Below are 16,620 nucleotides of genomic sequence, written 5' to 3'. Positions count from 1 at the left end.
CGACCGACCGACCGATGACCGACCGACGACCGATCGACCAACGGAGTGCGCATGACGACGGACCGGACCACGGCGGAACGCACGGCGACAGAGGCCGCGGGGATCGAGGTGAGACCGGCCGCCGGGTACATCGGCGCCGAGATCGGCGGCGTCGACCTGGCCGCCGGCCTCGACGAGGCACAGGTCGCCGCGATCCGCGCGGCGGTGCTGCGCTGGAAGGTGGTGTTCTTCCGGGGCCAGCGCCTCGACCACGCCGGGCACGTCGCGTTCGCGCGCCGCTTCGGCGAACCGGTCGTCCTGCCCCGGCGCGGCAAGGCGTCTTGGGCGGGCTTCCCGGAGGTGGAGACGACCGCCGACCGGCTGGAACTCGGCGGACGGTTCGGCATGACGCACGACGAGTGGCTGCGGCGCCGGCGCCACACGCTGCTGCGCGGCTGGCACTGCGACCACGGCGCCCGCGTCGACCCGCCCGCCGCCACCATCCTGCGCGCCGAGACCGTCCCGCCGTACGGCGGCGACACCACCTGGTCGAACCTCGCCGCCGCCTACGCCGGACTGTCCGCCCCGATGCGTGCGTTCGTCGACGGACTGCGCGCCGAACACCGCCTCGGCGTCGGCTACCAGCCCCGGCCGGGCGACGACGCCTACGTCCGGCACCTGTTGGACCACCAGACCGCGACCGTGCACCCGCTGGTCCGCGTCCACCCGGAGACGGGCGAGCGGGTGCTCTTCGTCAACGGCTACTACGTCGAGCAGATCGCCGGACTCTCCCGCCCCGAGAGCGCGGCGGTCCTGGAGATGCTGCTGGAGCAGGCCACCCGCCCCGAGTACACCGTCCGCTTCCGCTGGGAGCCGGGCAGCGTCGCCTTCTGGGACAACCGGGCCACCATCCACCTCGCCCCGAGCGACAACGCCCACCTCGGCCACCCCCGGATCATGCACCGGGTGATGCTCACCGGCGACGTACCGGCCGGGGTCGACGGCACCCCGTCCGAGCCGCTCGTCGGCAGCGAACCGGGCCGCTGGTGACCCGGGTGCCCGGTCACGGGAGCGGGATCGTCACCTCGTCCTCGACCGGCGGGTCCACCTCCTGCGCCCGGTTGCCGGTGGCGGCGTGGCAGCGCAGCCGTATCGCGTCCGGGGTGACGTCCAGGCGCAGGAAGCACTTGAAGAAGGGCGGGCTGTAGGTGGCCGAGCCCGGCGAGAACAACTGGGTGTAGATCTTGCGCACGGGCAGCCGGAACCGCTTCCGGCGATCGGGCCGCCGTCCGGTGCCCAGCAGTCCGGCGACCAGCCGGGTGCGCCGGGTGACCCGTGCGGTGGTGCCCGGGGCGCGGCCCGGGCGGATGCCGAGGCGTTCGGCGACCACGGCCGTCGCCTCCGCCTCCGTGAGGGTGAAGAAGCGGCGCAGCCGCAGCCTGCGGCCGTACAGTCCGCTGTAGAAGGCGAGGGAGTCACCCCGCAGCGGATAGCAGCGGAAGTCCTGCTCGGTGACGCCGGCCACCGACACGCGGGGGATGGTGTGGGTGGCGTGGGTGAACGCCCCGCCGCCGCCCGCGACGACGTACTGGACGGTGCGGCCGTCCACGTCGACCGGGTACCGCTGGTAGTTGTGGATGTCGCCGCCTATCGCCGCGACGTAGTGGTGGCCCGGGTCCCGGACGATGTCGTCGACCGTACCGCCGCCCTCGATGGGGCACGGGTGGTGCTCGCCGTCCACGTACAGGGGCGAGCCGGTGACGAGGATCTTGGGGCGGGGCCCCGCGGAGACCTCCCGCAGCCATGCTCCCTGTGCGGCGTCGACCGTGCCCAGCAGGCCCGTGTCGATGCCGATGATCCGAACGGGGCCCGCGTCGACCGCCCAGTACGGCCCGGGCTGGACGGCCTGCTGGGCCGGGGCCGAGCGCATCTTGCGCGCCTCGTCCAGATGCCGGCCGTCGTCCGGGCGGGGCCGGTGCCACAGCAGGGACCGCAGCCAGGCCGGGGTGAGGGGGCGCGGGGCGGGCTCCGGCGGCAGGGGCGGGGCGTCGTCGCAGAAGACGCGCATGAATCCGCCGAGGTCCTCGTACCAGTCGTGGTTGCCCGGTATCGCGTATATGGGGGCCTGGTAGTCGCGGTACGGGCGGAAGAACTTCGTGCCGTAGTCGTCGGCGCTGCCCACCGGGTAGATCACATCGCTGGCGAGGACGGCGAACCGCGTGTCCCGCCCGGCTTCCAAAAGCCCCGGCACGACCGCGTACTGGGGGTCGCCGCCCTCCCCCGTGTCGCCGATGACCAGGAAGGAGAAACGGTCCGGATCGTCCCGCCGGATCACCTTGTCCGCCGGTGCCCCGGCCGCCGCCCGCTGTGCCACCCAGCGGCCGCGGGTACGGCCCGTGGGGTCCCCGAACCAGGAGGCCAGCACGCCGTTGCGGGCCGCCCACAGGGTCTTCGGGCTCAACCAGGACAGCTTCTCGGTCCGCTGCGGCAGGAGGGCGGAGTAGGCGCCGCGCTCGGCGGCGCCCCAGCCGGCGCCTTCGGCGGTATCACGTGAGGAGTCAGACACCCGGGAACGGTAACAACGCCCGGTGGGAGGCGCCGAGGAGGGGAGTCCCCGTCAACTCTCCCTCTCCCGTGCCTCCTTCGAAGTGTGCGCTCCGCACGGACCTTTCCAGCAGCTCCGGTTCACGAGCTCCGCCTCAGACGGTCCTCCTCGGACGGTCCGCTACAGGCGGTCCGTGTCAGAAGCTCCGCAGCAGAAGTCCGCTTCAGAACGTCCGCTTCAGGAGGTCGAGCAGCGCCTCCCAGTGCCGCTCGGTCGCCTCCGGGTCGTACGCCGCGGTGTCGGCCTGCGTGTAGCCGTGCGGGGCGCCGCCGTACACCTCGCAGTGATGCCGGACACCGGCCGCCGCCAGGGCCGCCGTCAGGCGCTCCTGCTGCTCGGGCGGCATGGACGCGTCCTGGTCCGCGTGGCCGAAGTACAGCTCCGCGGTGATGTCCCCGGCCACCAGGTGCGGGCTCTGCGGCTCCTCGGTCGCCAGGTTCGCGCCGTGGAAGCCGGCCGCCGCGGCGACCCGGTCCGGATGGGTGCCGGCGGTGCGCAGGGCGAGCGCGGCGCCCATGCAGTAGCCGGTCAACGCCACCGGGCCGTCGGCCGCCGCCGGGGAGTCCGCCAGCCACCGCAGGTAGGCGCCGGCGTCCCGCCTCACCAGGTCGGGCGTGAGGGCCCGCATGATCGGTGCGAGGCGCTGGAAGATCTCCGGCCGCGCCTGCGGGTCGATGAACTCGGGCAGCTCCACGACCGGCGCCCGGCCGTGCCGGTAGAACACGTTCGGCACCAGGACGGTGTATCCGGCGCCGGCCAGCCGGTCGGCCATGTTCCGCAGCTGGGGGCGCAGCCCGAACACGTCCATGTACAGCAGGACGGCAGGGTGCGGGTTCCCGTCGGCGGGATGCGCCAGGTACGCGTCGGCGGTGCCGTCGTCGGTGGGGACGTCAACGGAGCTGCCCTGTACGGCGGTCATGGCGGGGCCTGTCTCTCTCTCGGGTTCTCGCGGGTGACCCGCCCGTGCCGCACCGGCGGATCATGGCCATCGTGCCACGCCGGCGCACGGGAGCGTGTCGCGCGCCCCGGGCGCGGGCGGACCGCCCGCTACTCGAACCGTGTCGTGTCGCCCGCGCCCCGCCGCACGATCTCCGCCTCGCCGCCGGAGAAGTCGACGACCGTGGTCGGTTCGGTGCCGCAGTCCCCGGAGTCGATCACCGCGTCCACCACGTGGTCGAGCCGGTCCTTGATCTCCCAGCCCTGCGTCATCGGCTCCTCCTCGTCGGGCAGCAGGAGGGTGCTGGACAGCAGCGGCTCGCCGAGTTCGGCGAGCAGGGCCTGGGTGACGACGTGGTCGGGGATGCGCACGCCGACCGTCTTCTTCTTCGGATGCTGGAGCATGCGCGGCACCTCCCTCGTCGCGGGCAGGATGAAGGTGTAGCTGCCCGGGGTCGATGCCTTGATCGCCCGGAACACGTCGTTGTCGATCTGGACGAACTGGCCGAGCTGCGCGAAGTCCTGGCACACCAGGGTGAAGTGGTGCCGGTTGTCCAGGTTCCGGATCGACCGGATGCGGTCGATCCCGTCGCGGCTGCCCAGCCGGCAGCCCAGCGCGTAGCAGGAGTCCGTCGGGTACGCGATCAGCGCGCCGGATCGGACGCTGTCGGCGACCTGGGCGATGCTGCGCGGCTGGGGGTTGTCGGGGTGCACGTCGAAGTACTTCGCCATTCACCGAGCTTATGCCGTCCGCGCGTGTGGTCCGCGCAGGCCCGGTCGGCGCCACCACCGGCGTCACCACGGGCCGCGGCCCCGTGCCGGCGCCGGCCTCCGCGGGGGCCTGCCGTGCCCCGCAGGCATGAGGTAACGTCCCCGGCCTGGGCGTGGGCCTGGGCCCAGCCGGAGCGAGGACGAGGAGAAGGCCGACGTGGCGGGCCGAGACGACGGGACACCGCGGCGGGAAGCCGGCGCCGGCGAGCAGGCGGGATGGGCGGAGGAACTGCTCGACCACCTGCGGCCGGCCGCACGTGACGTACGCAGGGTCGTGGCCTGGCTTGCGGGAGCCGCGCAGGCGGCCGTGTCGCTGCACGACGGCGCCGGCCGCCTGCTGGCCGGCACCCGCATCCCGCTGGACGAGGACCTGGTCGCCGACATCACCACCGGCCGGATCGCCTCCGCCGCTCTGGAGGACCGGGGCCGTCATCTGCGCCTGGTGCGGGTGGAGCGGGCCCATCCGGCGCCGGCCGCCGTCCTCGCGGTGGCGCGTGCGGTGCCCTTCGACCGGCGGGCCTTCGACATCGTCACACGCACCGCCCAGGTGATGGAGCTCCTGCTGGCCGGTCACGAGTCGACCGCGGCCGGGCACCGGCTGCGGCGGGCCACCTCCGATCTGCGCCTGGCCATCCTGCAACTGCTGATGGTGGAGGACACCGTCTCCGCCCGCCGGGTGGCCGCCGGACTCTGGCCGGGCCTCCTCGACACCGACACGGCCTGCGTCTACGTCGTGGAGAGCAGCCCCGAGCAACGCGACCGGCTCGCCGAGGAGTGCCTGTCGGCGACGGGGGAGCGGGCGCTGGTCGTACGGTGCCCGGCCATGGACGGACACCTGATCGTCCTGACACCCCGCGAGGCCGCCGGCCAGGAACTGCGCTCGCTCGTCGGCCGCATCCCCGGCGTCTTCCTCGGCGGCAGCGCCCGGCAGAGCCTCGCCCGCACCGCCACGGCGTACGGGCAGGCCGTGAGCGCCCTGGCCGTCGCCCGGTTCCACCCGCAGCAGGCGGCCGTGTACGCCGAGCGGACCCACCCCGAACGCCTGATGGACCCGGCGGCGCTGCGCGACTGGACGGCCCGGGTGCTGCGCCCGCTCGACGCCCTGCCGCACCACACCCGCGCCGAACTGCTGGCCACCACCCGGCTCGGTCTGGAGTTCACCGCCGTCAACACCGCGAAGGTCCTCGGCGTCAGCCGCAACACGGTGCGCGCCCGTATGGACCGGGTCGAGGGACTGCTGGGCACGGACTTCGCCGACCTGACCGTACGGGCCACCGTCCACCTCGCCCTGAACGCGCAGGCCGGGCTCGACCAGGCCGGCCTCCACCAGGACCTGCCCGACGGCGCCGCCGAACGACCCGGCGGCGCCTGCCTGACCGGCCTGTTGACGGGGCCCGCGCTGCGCACCTGGGCCGACGACCTCCTCGGGCGCCTGGAGCAGGACGTCCGGAACCTGCGGCGCACGCTGCGCACCTGGATCGCCGTCGGCGGCAACGCCGAGCGGGCCGCGCAGTCGCTCGGCGTCCACGCCCAGACCGTGCGCGAGCACGTCCGCAGCGCGGAACCCGTCCTCGAACGCCAGCTGCTCGCCGGCGGCAGCGACCTGTACGAGGTCGTGCTCGCCCATCTGGCGGCGGGCGACCTCGACCAGCCGCACCTGCCTGGTACAAAACCGGACCATCCGGACTCACCTGTGCACGGGTGAGCCCGGGTGGTCCGGCAACGGGCATCGACGCGGTTCACAACGGGCGAGCCGTCCACGTAGGTTCGACGGGCCGCGGGAGGCACGACCGGAACGGGGGACCGGTCGCGCCCCCGCGGCCTCGCGGCACGCGCGCGACACGGCGGCGGCGCATCTTCGCCGGGCGGCGGACCGGTCCGCGGGAGGAGGGGCTCGCCTCCGGTGGGTCAGCCGCCCGGGAGGATCACCGCGCGGCCGTTGATCTTCCCCTCGTGGAGTCGCTCGTAGGCGAGCGGGGCGTCGTCCAGGGAGTACGTCTCGGTATGCACCGACACGGCGCCCGCGCGGGCCAGGTCCAGTACCTCGATGAGTTCGCTGCGGCTGCCCCAGTAGGGGGCGCTGACCGACACCTCGAAGGGCAGCAGGCCGAACCCGACGGGGAGCGACCCGCCGCCGATCCCGACCAGCGTGACATCGCCCTCGACGGCCGCGACGGCACCCGCGGTCCGCACGGTCGGCGCCACACCCACGAAGTCGAAAACGGCCTGGGCGCCGAGACCGCCGGTGAGCTCGCGCACCGCGTCCACCGCCGTCGCGTCCGACAGCACCGCCTCGTGCGCGCCCACCTCACGGGCCAGGCGCAGCTTGTCCTCGCTGACGTCGAGGGCGACGACCCGCGCGGACGTCAGCGCGCGCAGCAGCTGGATGGCGACGTGGCCGAGACCACCGGTGCCTATGACCACCGCGGTCGAGCCGGGGACCAGCTTGGGCAGCGACCGCTTGATGGCGTGGTACGGGGTCAGCCCGGCGTCCGTCAGCGGCACCGCGGCGACCGGGTCCAGCCCGCCCAGCGGCACCAGGTGCCGCGGGTCGTCGACGAGGAGGTACTCAGCCATCGACCCGGGCCGGCCGAGACCCGGCGGACGGATGCCCAGCTCGTCTGCGCGCAGGCAGTAGTTCTCCTTGCCCTCCGCGCACTTGGCGCAGGTGCCGCAGCCCCAGGGCCCGTACACGGCGACGGCGTCGCCCTCGTCGAGCCCGGTCACGCCGGCGCCGAGCGCGGCCACCGTGCCGACGCCCTCATGGCCGAGGGTGAGCGGCAGCTCGTACGGGAACCCCTCGGCGGGCCAGCTCATCACCGCGATGTCGGAGTGGCAGACGCCGGCGGCGGTGACCTTCAACAGCACCTGGCCGGGGCCGGGCTCCGGGTCGGGGACCGTGACCACCTCGGGCGGGGCCCCGATGGTGCGGTACTGCAGTGCCTTCATGTGAACTCCTTCGTTCTCCCCCCGGGTGTGGAACCGCTGCTCAGACGGCGGTGTAGGCGCCGTCGACCAGGTGGTAGCTGCCGACGACGAAGGACGCCCGGTCCGAGAGCAGGAAGACGATCAGCTCGGCGACCTCTTCGGAGCGCCCGAGACGGCCGACCGGGTGCCGGGCGACCAGACTGTTGTAGGCGGCCTCGTCCATGGTCCGGAGCAGCGGGGTGTCGATGAAGCCGGGGCCGACCGCGTTGACGCGGATGCCCTTGGCCGCGTACTCGACGGCTGCGGACTTGGTCAGCCCGACCACGCCGTGCTTGGCGGCGACGTAGGCGGGGGAGCCGGCGAAGGCCACCGAGCCCAGGATGGAGGCGACGTTGACGATGGCGCCCCCCTTGCCCGCGGCCTCCATCACGGGCAGTTCGTAGCGCATCGAGTAGAAGACCCCGTCCAGGTTGGTGCGCACGACACGCTGGTAGGCGTCGACGTCGTATGCGCCGGTCGGCGCGCTCGGACCGCCGATGCCGGCGTTGTTCACGGCGAGGTCCAGGCCGCCGAAGGTGTCGACGGCGAACTTCACGGCTGCCTCGACGGACTCCGGGCGGGTCACGTCCAGCTCGACGGCGGCGGCCTTGACGCCCTGGGTCATCAGCTCGGCGGCGGCCTTCTCGGCGCCCTCGGCGTTGTAGTCGGCGACGACGACGTTCGCGCCGCCGGCGCCGAGGCGGCGGGCGGTGGCCAGACCGATGCCGGAGGCGGCCCCGGTGACGAGGGCGGTGCGGCCGGCGAACTCCGTGGCGTGGTCGGCGGTGGGTGCGGTGGCGGGGGTGGTGCCGGTGGTGCTCATGGTGCTGTTCTCACTCTTCGGTGGTGCTGTCGGGGGTCGCGGCCGCGGCCTCCGAGGTCAGGGCGTCGTAGGCCTGCTCCACGAGGGCGGCGAGGTCTGCGGCTCCCGAGTCCTGGTCACCGCCGCGCGCCCACAGGCGGAGGGCGGCGATCAGGACTCCGGCGGCGGCGTCGACGACGGCGGCCGGGCGCACGTCCCGGGCGCCGGCGCCGAGCCGGTCGGCGACGATGCGGATCGACTCCTCCTGGGCGTCGACCCGGATGCGCTGGTAGGCGGCGAACAGATCGGGCTCGCTGTCGGCGAGGGCGAGCAGGCGACGCATGCGGGGACGCACGTGCCAGGCGGGGTCGTTCCGGTCGGCCAGCCAGTCGCGCACGGCCCTGCGATAGGCGAGCAGGGGCGGTTCGTCGGCGGGACGGGACCGCAGCAGTGCGTTGATCCGGTCGCCGTCCCGGCGCACGAAGTCCAGAGCGGCGTCCTCCTTGCCGGCGAAGTGCCGGCTGAAGGTGCGGCGCGTGACGTCCGCGCGCTCGGCGATGGCCTCCACCGTCGTCGCCGCCGTCCCGTGCTCCAGGATCAGGTCGCAGGCGGCGGTGGCCAGCGCGTCGCGGGTCTGCCGTGCCTTGCGCTGCCGCCGGTCCTCGGTGGTGGCGGAGGGCTTCGTTGCCGTCATGCCCTGAGACTACACCCGGAAATGTCTCATGGGGACATGTGACCCGTTGCGACAGAAGACCCGTTGAGACATGAGACTGGGACATGGACCCGTTGGGACATGAGACTGAGACATGGACCCGTTGGGACAGGATGGGGCCTTGCTTCGAGTCCGCTCCCGCGTACGACGGCGCCGTGTGTCCGGTGCCGCGCCGGGTACCCGGCCCGCACTTCGGATCGAACCCCTCGAGGAGGAGGCCCGCATGACCAGCGGCACGGAGACCGGCGGCGTGACCGGCACGCAGGACAAGGACTACAACCTGATCTGGTACATCGAGTCGTGCCTCAACAACGCGCTGCGGCTGGAGACCTACATCCAGGACGCGGAGCGCGACAAGGACAACGAGGTCGCGGAGCTGTTCCGCAAGGCACAGGCGGACAGCCGCAAGGGCGCCGAACTGGGCAAGGGGCTGCTGCGCGCGCGACTGAACGGCGGCTGACACGCCCCGGCCGCGAGCCCGGACGCCCTGGTGACCCGGGTGTCCGGGCCTCGGCGTGAGGTGCGGGAAACACCTGCGAATCCGCATGTGCGCGACGCCTGACCGTGGGTACCCGGGGCGCCCGTGCGCGCGGCCGCCGACGGCCGCCTCGCAGCTCAGGGCCGCGTCCGAGGGCGGCCACGAGGCGAAGGAGTCCACGAACATGACGGACATATCGAGCCAGGGGTCCGCCCCGGGCGACGACCGCGAGGTGCTCACCAACCGGCAGGGGCACCCCGTCTACGACAACCAGAACCAGCGCACGGTCGGCGCCCGAGGCCCCGCCACGCTGGAGAACTACCAGTTCCTGGAGAAGATCAGCCACTTCGACCGCGAGCGGATCCCCGAGCGCGTCGTGCACGCCCGCGGGGTGACCGCGTACGGCTACTTCGAGGCGTACGGCGCCTGGGGCGACGAGCCCATCGAGCGCTACACCCGGGCCAAGCTGTTCCAGGAGCGGGGCAAGCGCACCGACCTGGCCATCCGGTTCTCCACCGTCATCGGCGGACGCGACTCCGCCGAGACCGCCCGCGACCCGCGCGGCTTCGCGGTGAAGTTCTACACCGAGGACGGCAACTGGGACCTCGTCGGCAACAACCTGGGAGTCTTCTTCATCCGCGACGCGATCAAGTTCCCGGACGTCATCCACGCCCTCAAGCCGGACCCGGTGAGCTTCGAGCAGCAGCCCCGGCGCATCTTCGACTTCATGTCGCAGACGCCCGAGTCGATGCACATGCTGGTCAACCTGTTCAGCCCGCGCGGCATCCCGGCGGACTACCGCCACATGCAGGGCTTCGGCGTGAACACCTACAAGTGGGTCAACGCCGAGGGGAGGACCGTCCTGGTCAAGTACCACTGGATGCCCAAGCAGGGCGTGCGCAGCATGACCGAGGAGGACGCGGCCAACGTCCAGGCGCAGTCCCTCGGCCACGCCACCAAGGACCTCTACGACGCCGTGACGCGCGGCGACCACCCCGAGTGGGAGCTGCTCGTCCAGATGATGGACGACCACGACCACCCGGAGCTCGACTTCGACCCGCTCGACGACACCAAGACCTGGCCCGAGCAGGAGTTCCCGCCGAAGCCCGTCGGCCGGATGGTGCTCGACCGGATGCCGGACAACTACTTCGCCGAGAACGAGCAGATCTCCTTCGGCACCGGCGTCCTCGTCGACGGGCTGGACTTCTCCGACGACAAGATGCTCGTCGGCCGCACCTTCTCCTACAGCGACACCCAGCGCTACCGGGTCGGCCCGAACTACCTCCAGCTGCCCGTCAACCAGGCCAAGAACGCGCACGTGCGCACCAACCAGCGCGACGGCCTGATGGCGTACCACCAGGACGGCGGCGGCGAGAACCCGATCGTCAACTACGAGCCGTCGATCACCGGCGGCCTGCGCGAGGCCCAGTACCCGACGCACGACGAACAGGGACCGGAGATCCAGGGCCGGCTCACCCGCAAGCGCATCCCGCGCGCCAACGACTACCTGCAGGCGGGGCAGCGCTACCTGCTGATGGAGCAGTGGGAGCGCGACGACCTCGTGGCGAACTTCGTCAACCTGCTCTCCCAGTGCGACCGGCCGGTGCAGGAGCGCATGGTGTGGCACTTCCTGATGGTCGAGAACGACCTGGGCCTGCGGGTCGGCGAGGGGATCGGCATCAGCCCGCAGGACGTGACGCACCTGGAGCCGCTGGCCGGTCAGGACCTCACCGACGAGGACCGTGAGCGGCTGGCCAACCTCGGCAAGAACCCGCCGCGCGACGTCGAGGGCCTGACGATGACCCACTGTGTCCCGAACGAGCGGCACGTCGTGACGCGGTGACCCTCACCCCGGGCGCCGCCGCAGTGCCGCCCGGGCCACCGCGAGCGCCTGCTCGGCGTAGCCGCGTCCGAACAGCACGGCGTGCACCAGCAGCGGGAAGAGCTGGTGGACGCCGACGCGGCCGGCCCAGCCGTCGGCGAGCGGCGCGGTCTCCTGATAGCCCTCCAGGACCCGGTCCAGATGCGGGCAGCCGAAGAGGCTCAGCATCGCCAGGTCCGTCTCCCGGTGCCCGCCGTGCGCGGCCGGGTCGATCAGATGGACGTGCCCGTCCGCGCCCCACAGCACGTTGCCGTTCCACAGGTCGCCGTGCAGCCGGGCGGGCGGCTCGGCGGGCCCCGCCAGCTCGGGCAGCCGCTCGCAGACCCGCTCGACGTCGGCCGCCTCGTCCGTCCCGACGGTACCCGCGTCCACCGCGCCGCGCAGATACGGCAGCACCCGGTGCTCTGCGTACCAGCGCGGCCAGTCGGTTCCGGTGATGTTGCGCATCGGGGCGAGCCCGATGAACGCGTCCTCGGGACCGCCGGGCGGCGCGGCACCGAACGCGGGGGCCCCGGTGGCGTGCAGAGCCGCCAGTTCCCGGCCGAACCGGACCGCCGTCCGCGTACTCGCCGGTCCCTGTGCCACGCGGTCGGTGACCAGCCAGCACTCGTCGTCGCCGTGGACGGTCGGGATCCGGACCGTGCCGGCGTCGGCCAGCCAACGCAGCCCGGCGGCCTCGGCGCGTGCCGCTCCGGTGCCGTCGCCGCGTTTGGCGATCACCGTGCGTCCGTCGTCGAGGGTGACTTCGGCGAGCGAACCGGACAGCGGGCGCTCCCCGGTCACCGACCGGCCGGTGAACCGGGCCGCGGCGGCCGAGGGCGAGGTGGTGGGACACACGCGCACCAGACTAGGGCCTGGGGCCTGTCTGCGGCCGACTCGGTGAAAAACGCCCGGTACGCCGATCGAACGCCCCGGGCGCGGGGGAGCAGTGGGACTATGACCAGTTCAGCATTTCATCGCACCATCACCTTGCCTGCCCCTGTGTGCGAGCAGGCCGCACACCATCTCGAGCAGGCGGTCCAGAGGTCCATCGACGGCGCCGCGGCCCCCTGGCGCGCCTTCCGCGGGGCCGACGGCGACGACTTCGCGTTCTCGGTGCCGGTCGTCGAGCAGGCCGCGGGCTGCCTGCTCGTGCTGGCCGCCGAGAGCGCCCAGAGCCTGCGGCCGTCCGCCCTGCGTGCCCTGATCACCGTGGCCCTGCACCTGCGGGACGCCGCCGAAGCCGTCCGCCGCCCCGCGCTCCCCAGCGGGACCTGGTGAGCGGGACCGGTTCCTGAGCGGTCGCCGTCCCCATGTGTGTGCCCTCGGGTGGGCTGCCCGCGGGTGTGCTGTCAGGCACCGACGAGGCGCAGGGTCCCCCACAGTGCCGCGGTCGAGGCGAGGAGTGTGGCCGGCACGGTGAGCAGCCCGAGGAGGGTGAACCGGCCGAGATCCGCCTCGATGCCGTGCCGGTGCAGGATCCGCCTCCAGAGCAGGGTTGCGAGCGAGCCGACATAGGTCAGGTTGGGGCCCAGGTTCACGCCGATCAGCGCCGCGAGGACCGGGCCGGGACCGGCGGGCGCGATCAGGGGCAGCAGGGCCAGGACGGCCGGCAGGTTGTTGATGAGGTTGGCCAGCACGGCGGCCACGACCGCCACTCCGAGCAGCGCCGGCAGCGAGTCCCCCTCCGGCAGCAGTCGCCCGAGGCCTGTGGCCAGGCCCCCCGACACCACGCCCTGCACCACGATGCCGAGGCAGAGCACGAACAGGCAGAACAGCGGCGACGCGGCTCCCACCAGTTCCCGGGGCGTGACGTGGCGCCGGGACAGCGCCCGCACACCGAGCACCAGGACCCCGCCGAGCGCCGCCCACGCGGGCTCCAGCCCGGCCGGTGAGGCCACGGCGAACCCGGCGAGGGTCAGGGCGAGGACGACGACCGTGAAACGGGGCACCCCCAGGGCCCCGCCGGGCGCCCCGTGCCCGGTGTGCGACCCGGACCCGACGGACACGGGCTCGGCCAGGTCCGCGCGGAAGAACCGGCGGAACACCAGGTACTCGACGGCGATCGCGGCGAGCCAGGGCAGCGCCATCAGCGCGGCGAACCGGGTGAAGCTCAGCCCGCTGGCCGTGAACGCCAGCAGGTTGGTCAGGTTCGAGACCGGCAGGAGCAGTGAGGCGGAGTTCGCCAGATGCGCCGTGGCGTACACGTGCGGGCGGGCCCGGGCACCGGCCCGGGACGCCGTGGCGAGGACCACGGGGGTCAGCAGCACGACGGTGGCGTCCAGGCTGAGCACGGCCGTGACCGCGCAGGCCATGGCGAACACCCCGGCCAGCAGCCGCCGCGGACTGCCCCCGTACCGGCGGGCCACGGCCGCACCGACGGCCTCGAACAGGCCCTCCTTCGCGCACAGGTACGCCAGTATCAGCACCAGGGCCAGGAAGGCGACGACCGGCAGCAGCGTACGTGTCTGCTCCCAGGCCTGGTGCGGGGTGACCGTGCCCAGCAGCACGGCCAGCGCGGCGGCGGGCACGGCGGCCGCCGCCTCCGGCAGTCCCCGGGGGCGCAGCACGGCGACGACCAGGACGCCCAGCAGCAGGGCGACCGGGACGGCCTCGGAGAGGACGGCGGTACTCAGGGGTTCTCCTCCACATCAGTGAGCCGGGTGGGCACCCGATGATCGACAAGCTCCCAGGGTCGCACCCACCCCTGGGGCGGGGCGGCGTCCACGGTCCGTGCCGCCGCCCGCGCCGGACCCGCGATCCGGTCGGGCGATGTGTCCGAGGCCACGCCGTCGACGAGAGCCGGGCCATGTTCCGCGCCGTGGTCGGCGGGCTACCGTTTTCGGGACGTCACGTCCCACGACCACCAGACTTCCTGTTCCCACGACGAGCAGTTCGGACGGCCCGGCAGTGCAAGCAGATCTCTCCCCCGTCATCGCGGCGACCGCCCAGTGGCTCACCCACGCCTACCCGGCGTCCGGTGGCGCGCTCGCCTCCGCCTTCTGCGAGGTCCAGGCGCGGCAGGCCGTGACGGTCGCCGCCCGGTTGCGCTACCCGACCGCGATGGACGCCGCGCTGATGGGCATGGCGGGCCCCGGCGGCTCCGCCCGGCTCGACTGGATCACCGGCGCGGACGGGAACCCGGCCACCGACCCGGACGTGGACGCCTGGCGGACCTGGGTGGACGAGGTCGTCGCGAGCTGGGCGGCCTGTCTGCTGACCGACCCGGAGCTCGCCGCCCTGGCCGTGGCCGCGCTGGCCGACGGCGGATCCACGTCCGGTACGCCGTCCGGTACGCCGGTCGAGTTCCGACGCCTGCTCGCGCCCGACGACCGCGACCGGCGGGCAGCGGCGCTGCTGCGCCATCCCGACCTCGTCGCGCCCGTCGCCGAACTCCACCACGCCCAGCTCGTCGACCGACTGGGCCCCGGACGGTCACTGGTCGCCTGACCCACGCCGCCCGCCACGTCCGCGGGGCCGGGGGACCCGTCAGGGGGGGCGTGCCCGGGTGGACATCTGAGTGGACTCGTCACGTGGCGAACCCAGGTGCACACCTGAGTGATCCAGCAAGACCCGCGGCCCCGGCCGGGCACCCGAATCGGACCGGCCGCGGGATCGGCGGGCCCGGCCGGGCACCCGAATCGGACCCGCCAGGACCGGCAGCCCCGGCCGGACACCGCAGGACCACGCCGGTCCAGGCCGAGCCGGTCCAGGCCGGTCCAGGCAGGTCCGGCCTGGACCGGCCGCTTCCGACGGGCCCGCTCAGGCAGCCGTTCCCAGCGCCGCCTGCCCGGGCACGTCCGCGTCCCCTGCCCGCACCGCCAGCGGCGCCGTGGCCCGGCGCCCGTGCAGGAGGTGGCCCGCTCCGATGGTGCCGGCGATGATAACTCCGCCCGCGACGAGGGCACCGCGCGGACCGGCGAGCTCCATCAGCAGGCCGAGCGCCGGCGGTCCACCGAGGCTCCACACCGTGCCGACACTGCCCCACACGCCGAGCACCCGGCCCCGCAGGTGCGCGGGCGGGTCGGTCTGGAGGACCGCCGTACCCGCGGTGTCGGACACGGACTCCACCACGGCCATCGGCAGCACCATCACCAGCAGGACGGCCAGCGAGGGCGACATGCCCGCCACCACCTGCAACAGTCCGCCCGCCGCGGCCAGCGCGCCCACGATCCGCACGGAGGGCCGACGCAGCCGGGCACCCAGGACCGCGCCGACGATGCCACCGGCCGCCAGCACCGTGGAGACGGTCCCGAACGACCCGGCACCGCCGGCGAGCGGTCCGGTGACCAGGACGGCCAGGGTGAGCTGGTAGTTGCGCCCGAAGACCGCGCTGACCCCGGTGACACCGGCCAGCGCCAGCAGCCGGGGACGGCGCGCGAAGAAGGCCAGTCCCTCCCGCACACTCATGGCGTCCGCATCACCGCGGCGCTTCGCGGTCCCGGTGTGCCGGACCGCCCCGCGCGCCGGACGCAGGAACGGGATGACCGAGGCCACGAACAGGAAGGACAGCCCGTTGGCGGCGTACGCGGCGGCCGTGCCGAGGAAACCGACCGTCACCCCGGCCAGCGCGGCGCCCGTGAGCCGGCCCGCCTGGTGGACCAGCGCGCCCACCCCGATCGCGGACGGCACGTCCTCGGCCGGGACGAGATCGTTGCCCAGCAGCGAGCACGCCGGGCCGTCCACGGTGGCGATGACGCCGGTGACCGCGGCCAGCACCATCAGGGAGGCCACATCGAGGCGGTCCAGGGCCACCATGAGGGCGGTCGCGAAGGCGACCGCGCCCAGCAGCGCCTGGCTGACCGAGGCGGTCAGCTTCCGCGGCCAGCGGTCGACGGCCGCGCCGCCGAACACACTGATCAGCAGGGCGGGCGCGGCCTGGACGGACATGGACAGACCCGTCGCGGCGGCGGACCCGGTGATCTGCAGGACCAGCAGGTTCTGCACCGTGAGCTGCATCCACGTACCGGCGTTCGACACGAAGTTCGCGACCGACCACCAGCGCATGCTGCGGTACCTCAGGGACCGCCAGGGCGAACGGGACGCGGCCTCGGACGGTGCGGAGGCGGGAGGCGGCGGGGCGGGGACAGGGGAAGAAGACACAGTGCGCCACTCGAAGGCGAGTCGTGAAGACCCGGAAGGGGAAAGGGACCGGAGAGAAAGGGCCGGCTGCGCTGCGCGGCCGCTCCACCGAGCCGGATGACGGCGCCGACCATCGTGGCAGAAGGGACCGGCGAGTCCTCGCCGGTCCCTTCTGCCACGTTCGGTAAACGGGGGTCAACGCCCTTACTGCCGACGGCACTTGGTGTGCCGAGTGTGCTTGATCACAGCCCTCGGGGCCCCGGGCGCCGGGCCGCCGGCCGTGACTCCGGCCACAGCGGACCGGCGTGCGCGGGCGTCGGCCCGGCGCCGTAGGGAAGGCGCCGTAGGGAAGGCGCCACGGCAGCCGTCGGAGCGTGAAAGCAACTCGGTGGGGCACCCGGGGCACGCTCGTCAGCGCTCCGTCAGC

The 16,620-nt window shown here is 73.5% G+C and carries 15 protein-coding genes; 6 read left to right on the top strand and 9 right to left on the bottom strand.

Annotation, left to right across the window (positions count from 1 at the left end; translation table 11 throughout):
- Positions 1-51: 51 nt before the first annotated feature.
- Complete coding sequence (locus tag RM812_RS03660) at positions 52-1,029, top strand: TauD/TfdA dioxygenase family protein (RefSeq protein WP_311570914.1); 978 nt, start codon at positions 52-54, stop codon at positions 1,027-1,029.
- A gap of 13 nt (positions 1,030-1,042) precedes the next feature.
- Here RM812_RS03660 and RM812_RS03655 read toward each other — a convergent pair whose 3' ends face one another.
- The 3 genes from RM812_RS03655 to RM812_RS03645 all read right to left on the bottom strand — a co-directional run bounded on the left by RM812_RS03655 (position 1,043) and on the right by RM812_RS03645 (position 4,252).
- On the bottom strand, positions 1,043-2,545 hold the full coding sequence (locus tag RM812_RS03655) for a metallophosphoesterase family protein (RefSeq protein WP_311570913.1): 1,503 nt from the start codon (positions 2,543-2,545) through the stop codon (positions 1,043-1,045).
- 202 nt (positions 2,546-2,747) lie between these two features.
- On the bottom strand, positions 2,748-3,503 hold the full coding sequence (locus RM812_RS03650; protein ID WP_311570912.1) for a dienelactone hydrolase family protein: 756 nt from the start codon (positions 3,501-3,503) through the stop codon (positions 2,748-2,750).
- A 128-nt stretch (positions 3,504-3,631) separates the two neighbouring features.
- The gene (locus RM812_RS03645) at positions 3,632-4,252 is read right to left on the bottom strand and encodes an L-threonylcarbamoyladenylate synthase (protein WP_311570911.1); all 621 of its coding nucleotides are present in this window, start codon (positions 4,250-4,252) and stop codon (positions 3,632-3,634) included.
- 196 nt (positions 4,253-4,448) lie between these two features.
- Here RM812_RS03645 and RM812_RS03640 point away from each other — a divergent pair, with 196 nt between their 5' ends.
- Entirely contained in the window at positions 4,449-5,996 is a 1,548-nt protein-coding gene (locus RM812_RS03640; protein ID WP_311570910.1) for a helix-turn-helix domain-containing protein, read from the top strand.
- Positions 5,997-6,199: 203 nt separating this feature from the next.
- On the opposite strand, the gene RM812_RS03635 is transcribed toward RM812_RS03640, so the two are convergent.
- From RM812_RS03635 to RM812_RS03625, 3 genes are read right to left on the bottom strand one after another with little or no spacing between them, the layout of a single operon-like run.
- On the bottom strand, positions 6,200-7,240 hold the full coding sequence (locus RM812_RS03635; RefSeq protein WP_311570909.1) for an NAD(P)-dependent alcohol dehydrogenase: 1,041 nt from the start codon (positions 7,238-7,240) through the stop codon (positions 6,200-6,202).
- 40 nt (positions 7,241-7,280) lie between these two features.
- Complete coding sequence (locus RM812_RS03630; protein WP_311570908.1) at positions 7,281-8,081, bottom strand: SDR family NAD(P)-dependent oxidoreductase; 801 nt, start codon at positions 8,079-8,081, stop codon at positions 7,281-7,283.
- A gap of 10 nt (positions 8,082-8,091) precedes the next feature.
- Entirely contained in the window at positions 8,092-8,754 is a 663-nt protein-coding gene (locus tag RM812_RS03625; RefSeq protein ID WP_311570907.1) for a TetR/AcrR family transcriptional regulator, read from the bottom strand.
- Positions 8,755-8,995: 241 nt separating this feature from the next.
- Between RM812_RS03625 and RM812_RS03620 the strand changes: the two genes are divergently transcribed.
- Positions 8,996-9,232 (top strand): hypothetical protein, encoded by a 237-nt coding sequence (locus RM812_RS03620; RefSeq protein ID WP_311570906.1) that lies wholly within the window; start codon positions 8,996-8,998, stop codon positions 9,230-9,232.
- A gap of 202 nt (positions 9,233-9,434) precedes the next feature.
- Entirely contained in the window at positions 9,435-11,093 is a 1,659-nt protein-coding gene (locus RM812_RS03615) for a catalase (RefSeq protein ID WP_311570905.1), read from the top strand.
- 3 nt (positions 11,094-11,096) lie between these two features.
- Here the strand turns inward: RM812_RS03615 and RM812_RS03610 are convergent, their stop codons facing one another.
- On the bottom strand, positions 11,097-11,969 hold the full coding sequence (locus tag RM812_RS03610; RefSeq protein ID WP_311570904.1) for a fructosamine kinase family protein: 873 nt from the start codon (positions 11,967-11,969) through the stop codon (positions 11,097-11,099).
- Positions 11,970-12,068: 99 nt separating this feature from the next.
- Between RM812_RS03610 and RM812_RS03605 the strand changes: the two genes are divergently transcribed.
- Positions 12,069-12,392 carry a hypothetical protein gene (locus tag RM812_RS03605; protein ID WP_311570903.1) on the top strand — a complete coding sequence of 108 codons (324 nt, stop codon included), beginning with the start codon at positions 12,069-12,071 and terminating at the stop codon, positions 12,390-12,392.
- 71 nt (positions 12,393-12,463) lie between these two features.
- Here the strand turns inward: RM812_RS03605 and RM812_RS03600 are convergent, their stop codons facing one another.
- Positions 12,464-13,747, bottom strand: coding sequence for an SLC13 family permease (locus RM812_RS03600; protein ID WP_311570945.1), 1,284 nt, complete (start codon positions 13,745-13,747; stop codon positions 12,464-12,466).
- 274 nt (positions 13,748-14,021) lie between these two features.
- On the opposite strand from RM812_RS03600, the gene RM812_RS03595 reads away from it, so the two are divergent.
- A complete protein-coding gene (locus RM812_RS03595; RefSeq protein WP_311570902.1) occupies positions 14,022-14,561 on the top strand; it encodes a hypothetical protein in 540 nt (179 codons plus the stop codon).
- A 312-nt stretch (positions 14,562-14,873) separates the two neighbouring features.
- Here the strand turns inward: RM812_RS03595 and RM812_RS03590 are convergent, their stop codons facing one another.
- On the bottom strand, positions 14,874-16,118 hold the full coding sequence (locus tag RM812_RS03590) for an MFS transporter (RefSeq protein WP_394816417.1): 1,245 nt from the start codon (positions 16,116-16,118) through the stop codon (positions 14,874-14,876).
- Positions 16,119-16,620 lie beyond the last annotated feature (502 nt).

It is taken from the genome of Streptomyces lancefieldiae, assembly GCF_031845825.1.
GTDB classification, from domain to species: Bacteria; Actinomycetota; Actinomycetes; order Streptomycetales; family Streptomycetaceae; genus Streptomyces; species Streptomyces lancefieldiae.
The sequence above is the reverse complement of the archived record's forward strand: the minus strand, read 5'-3'. Positions and strand labels throughout refer to the sequence as shown.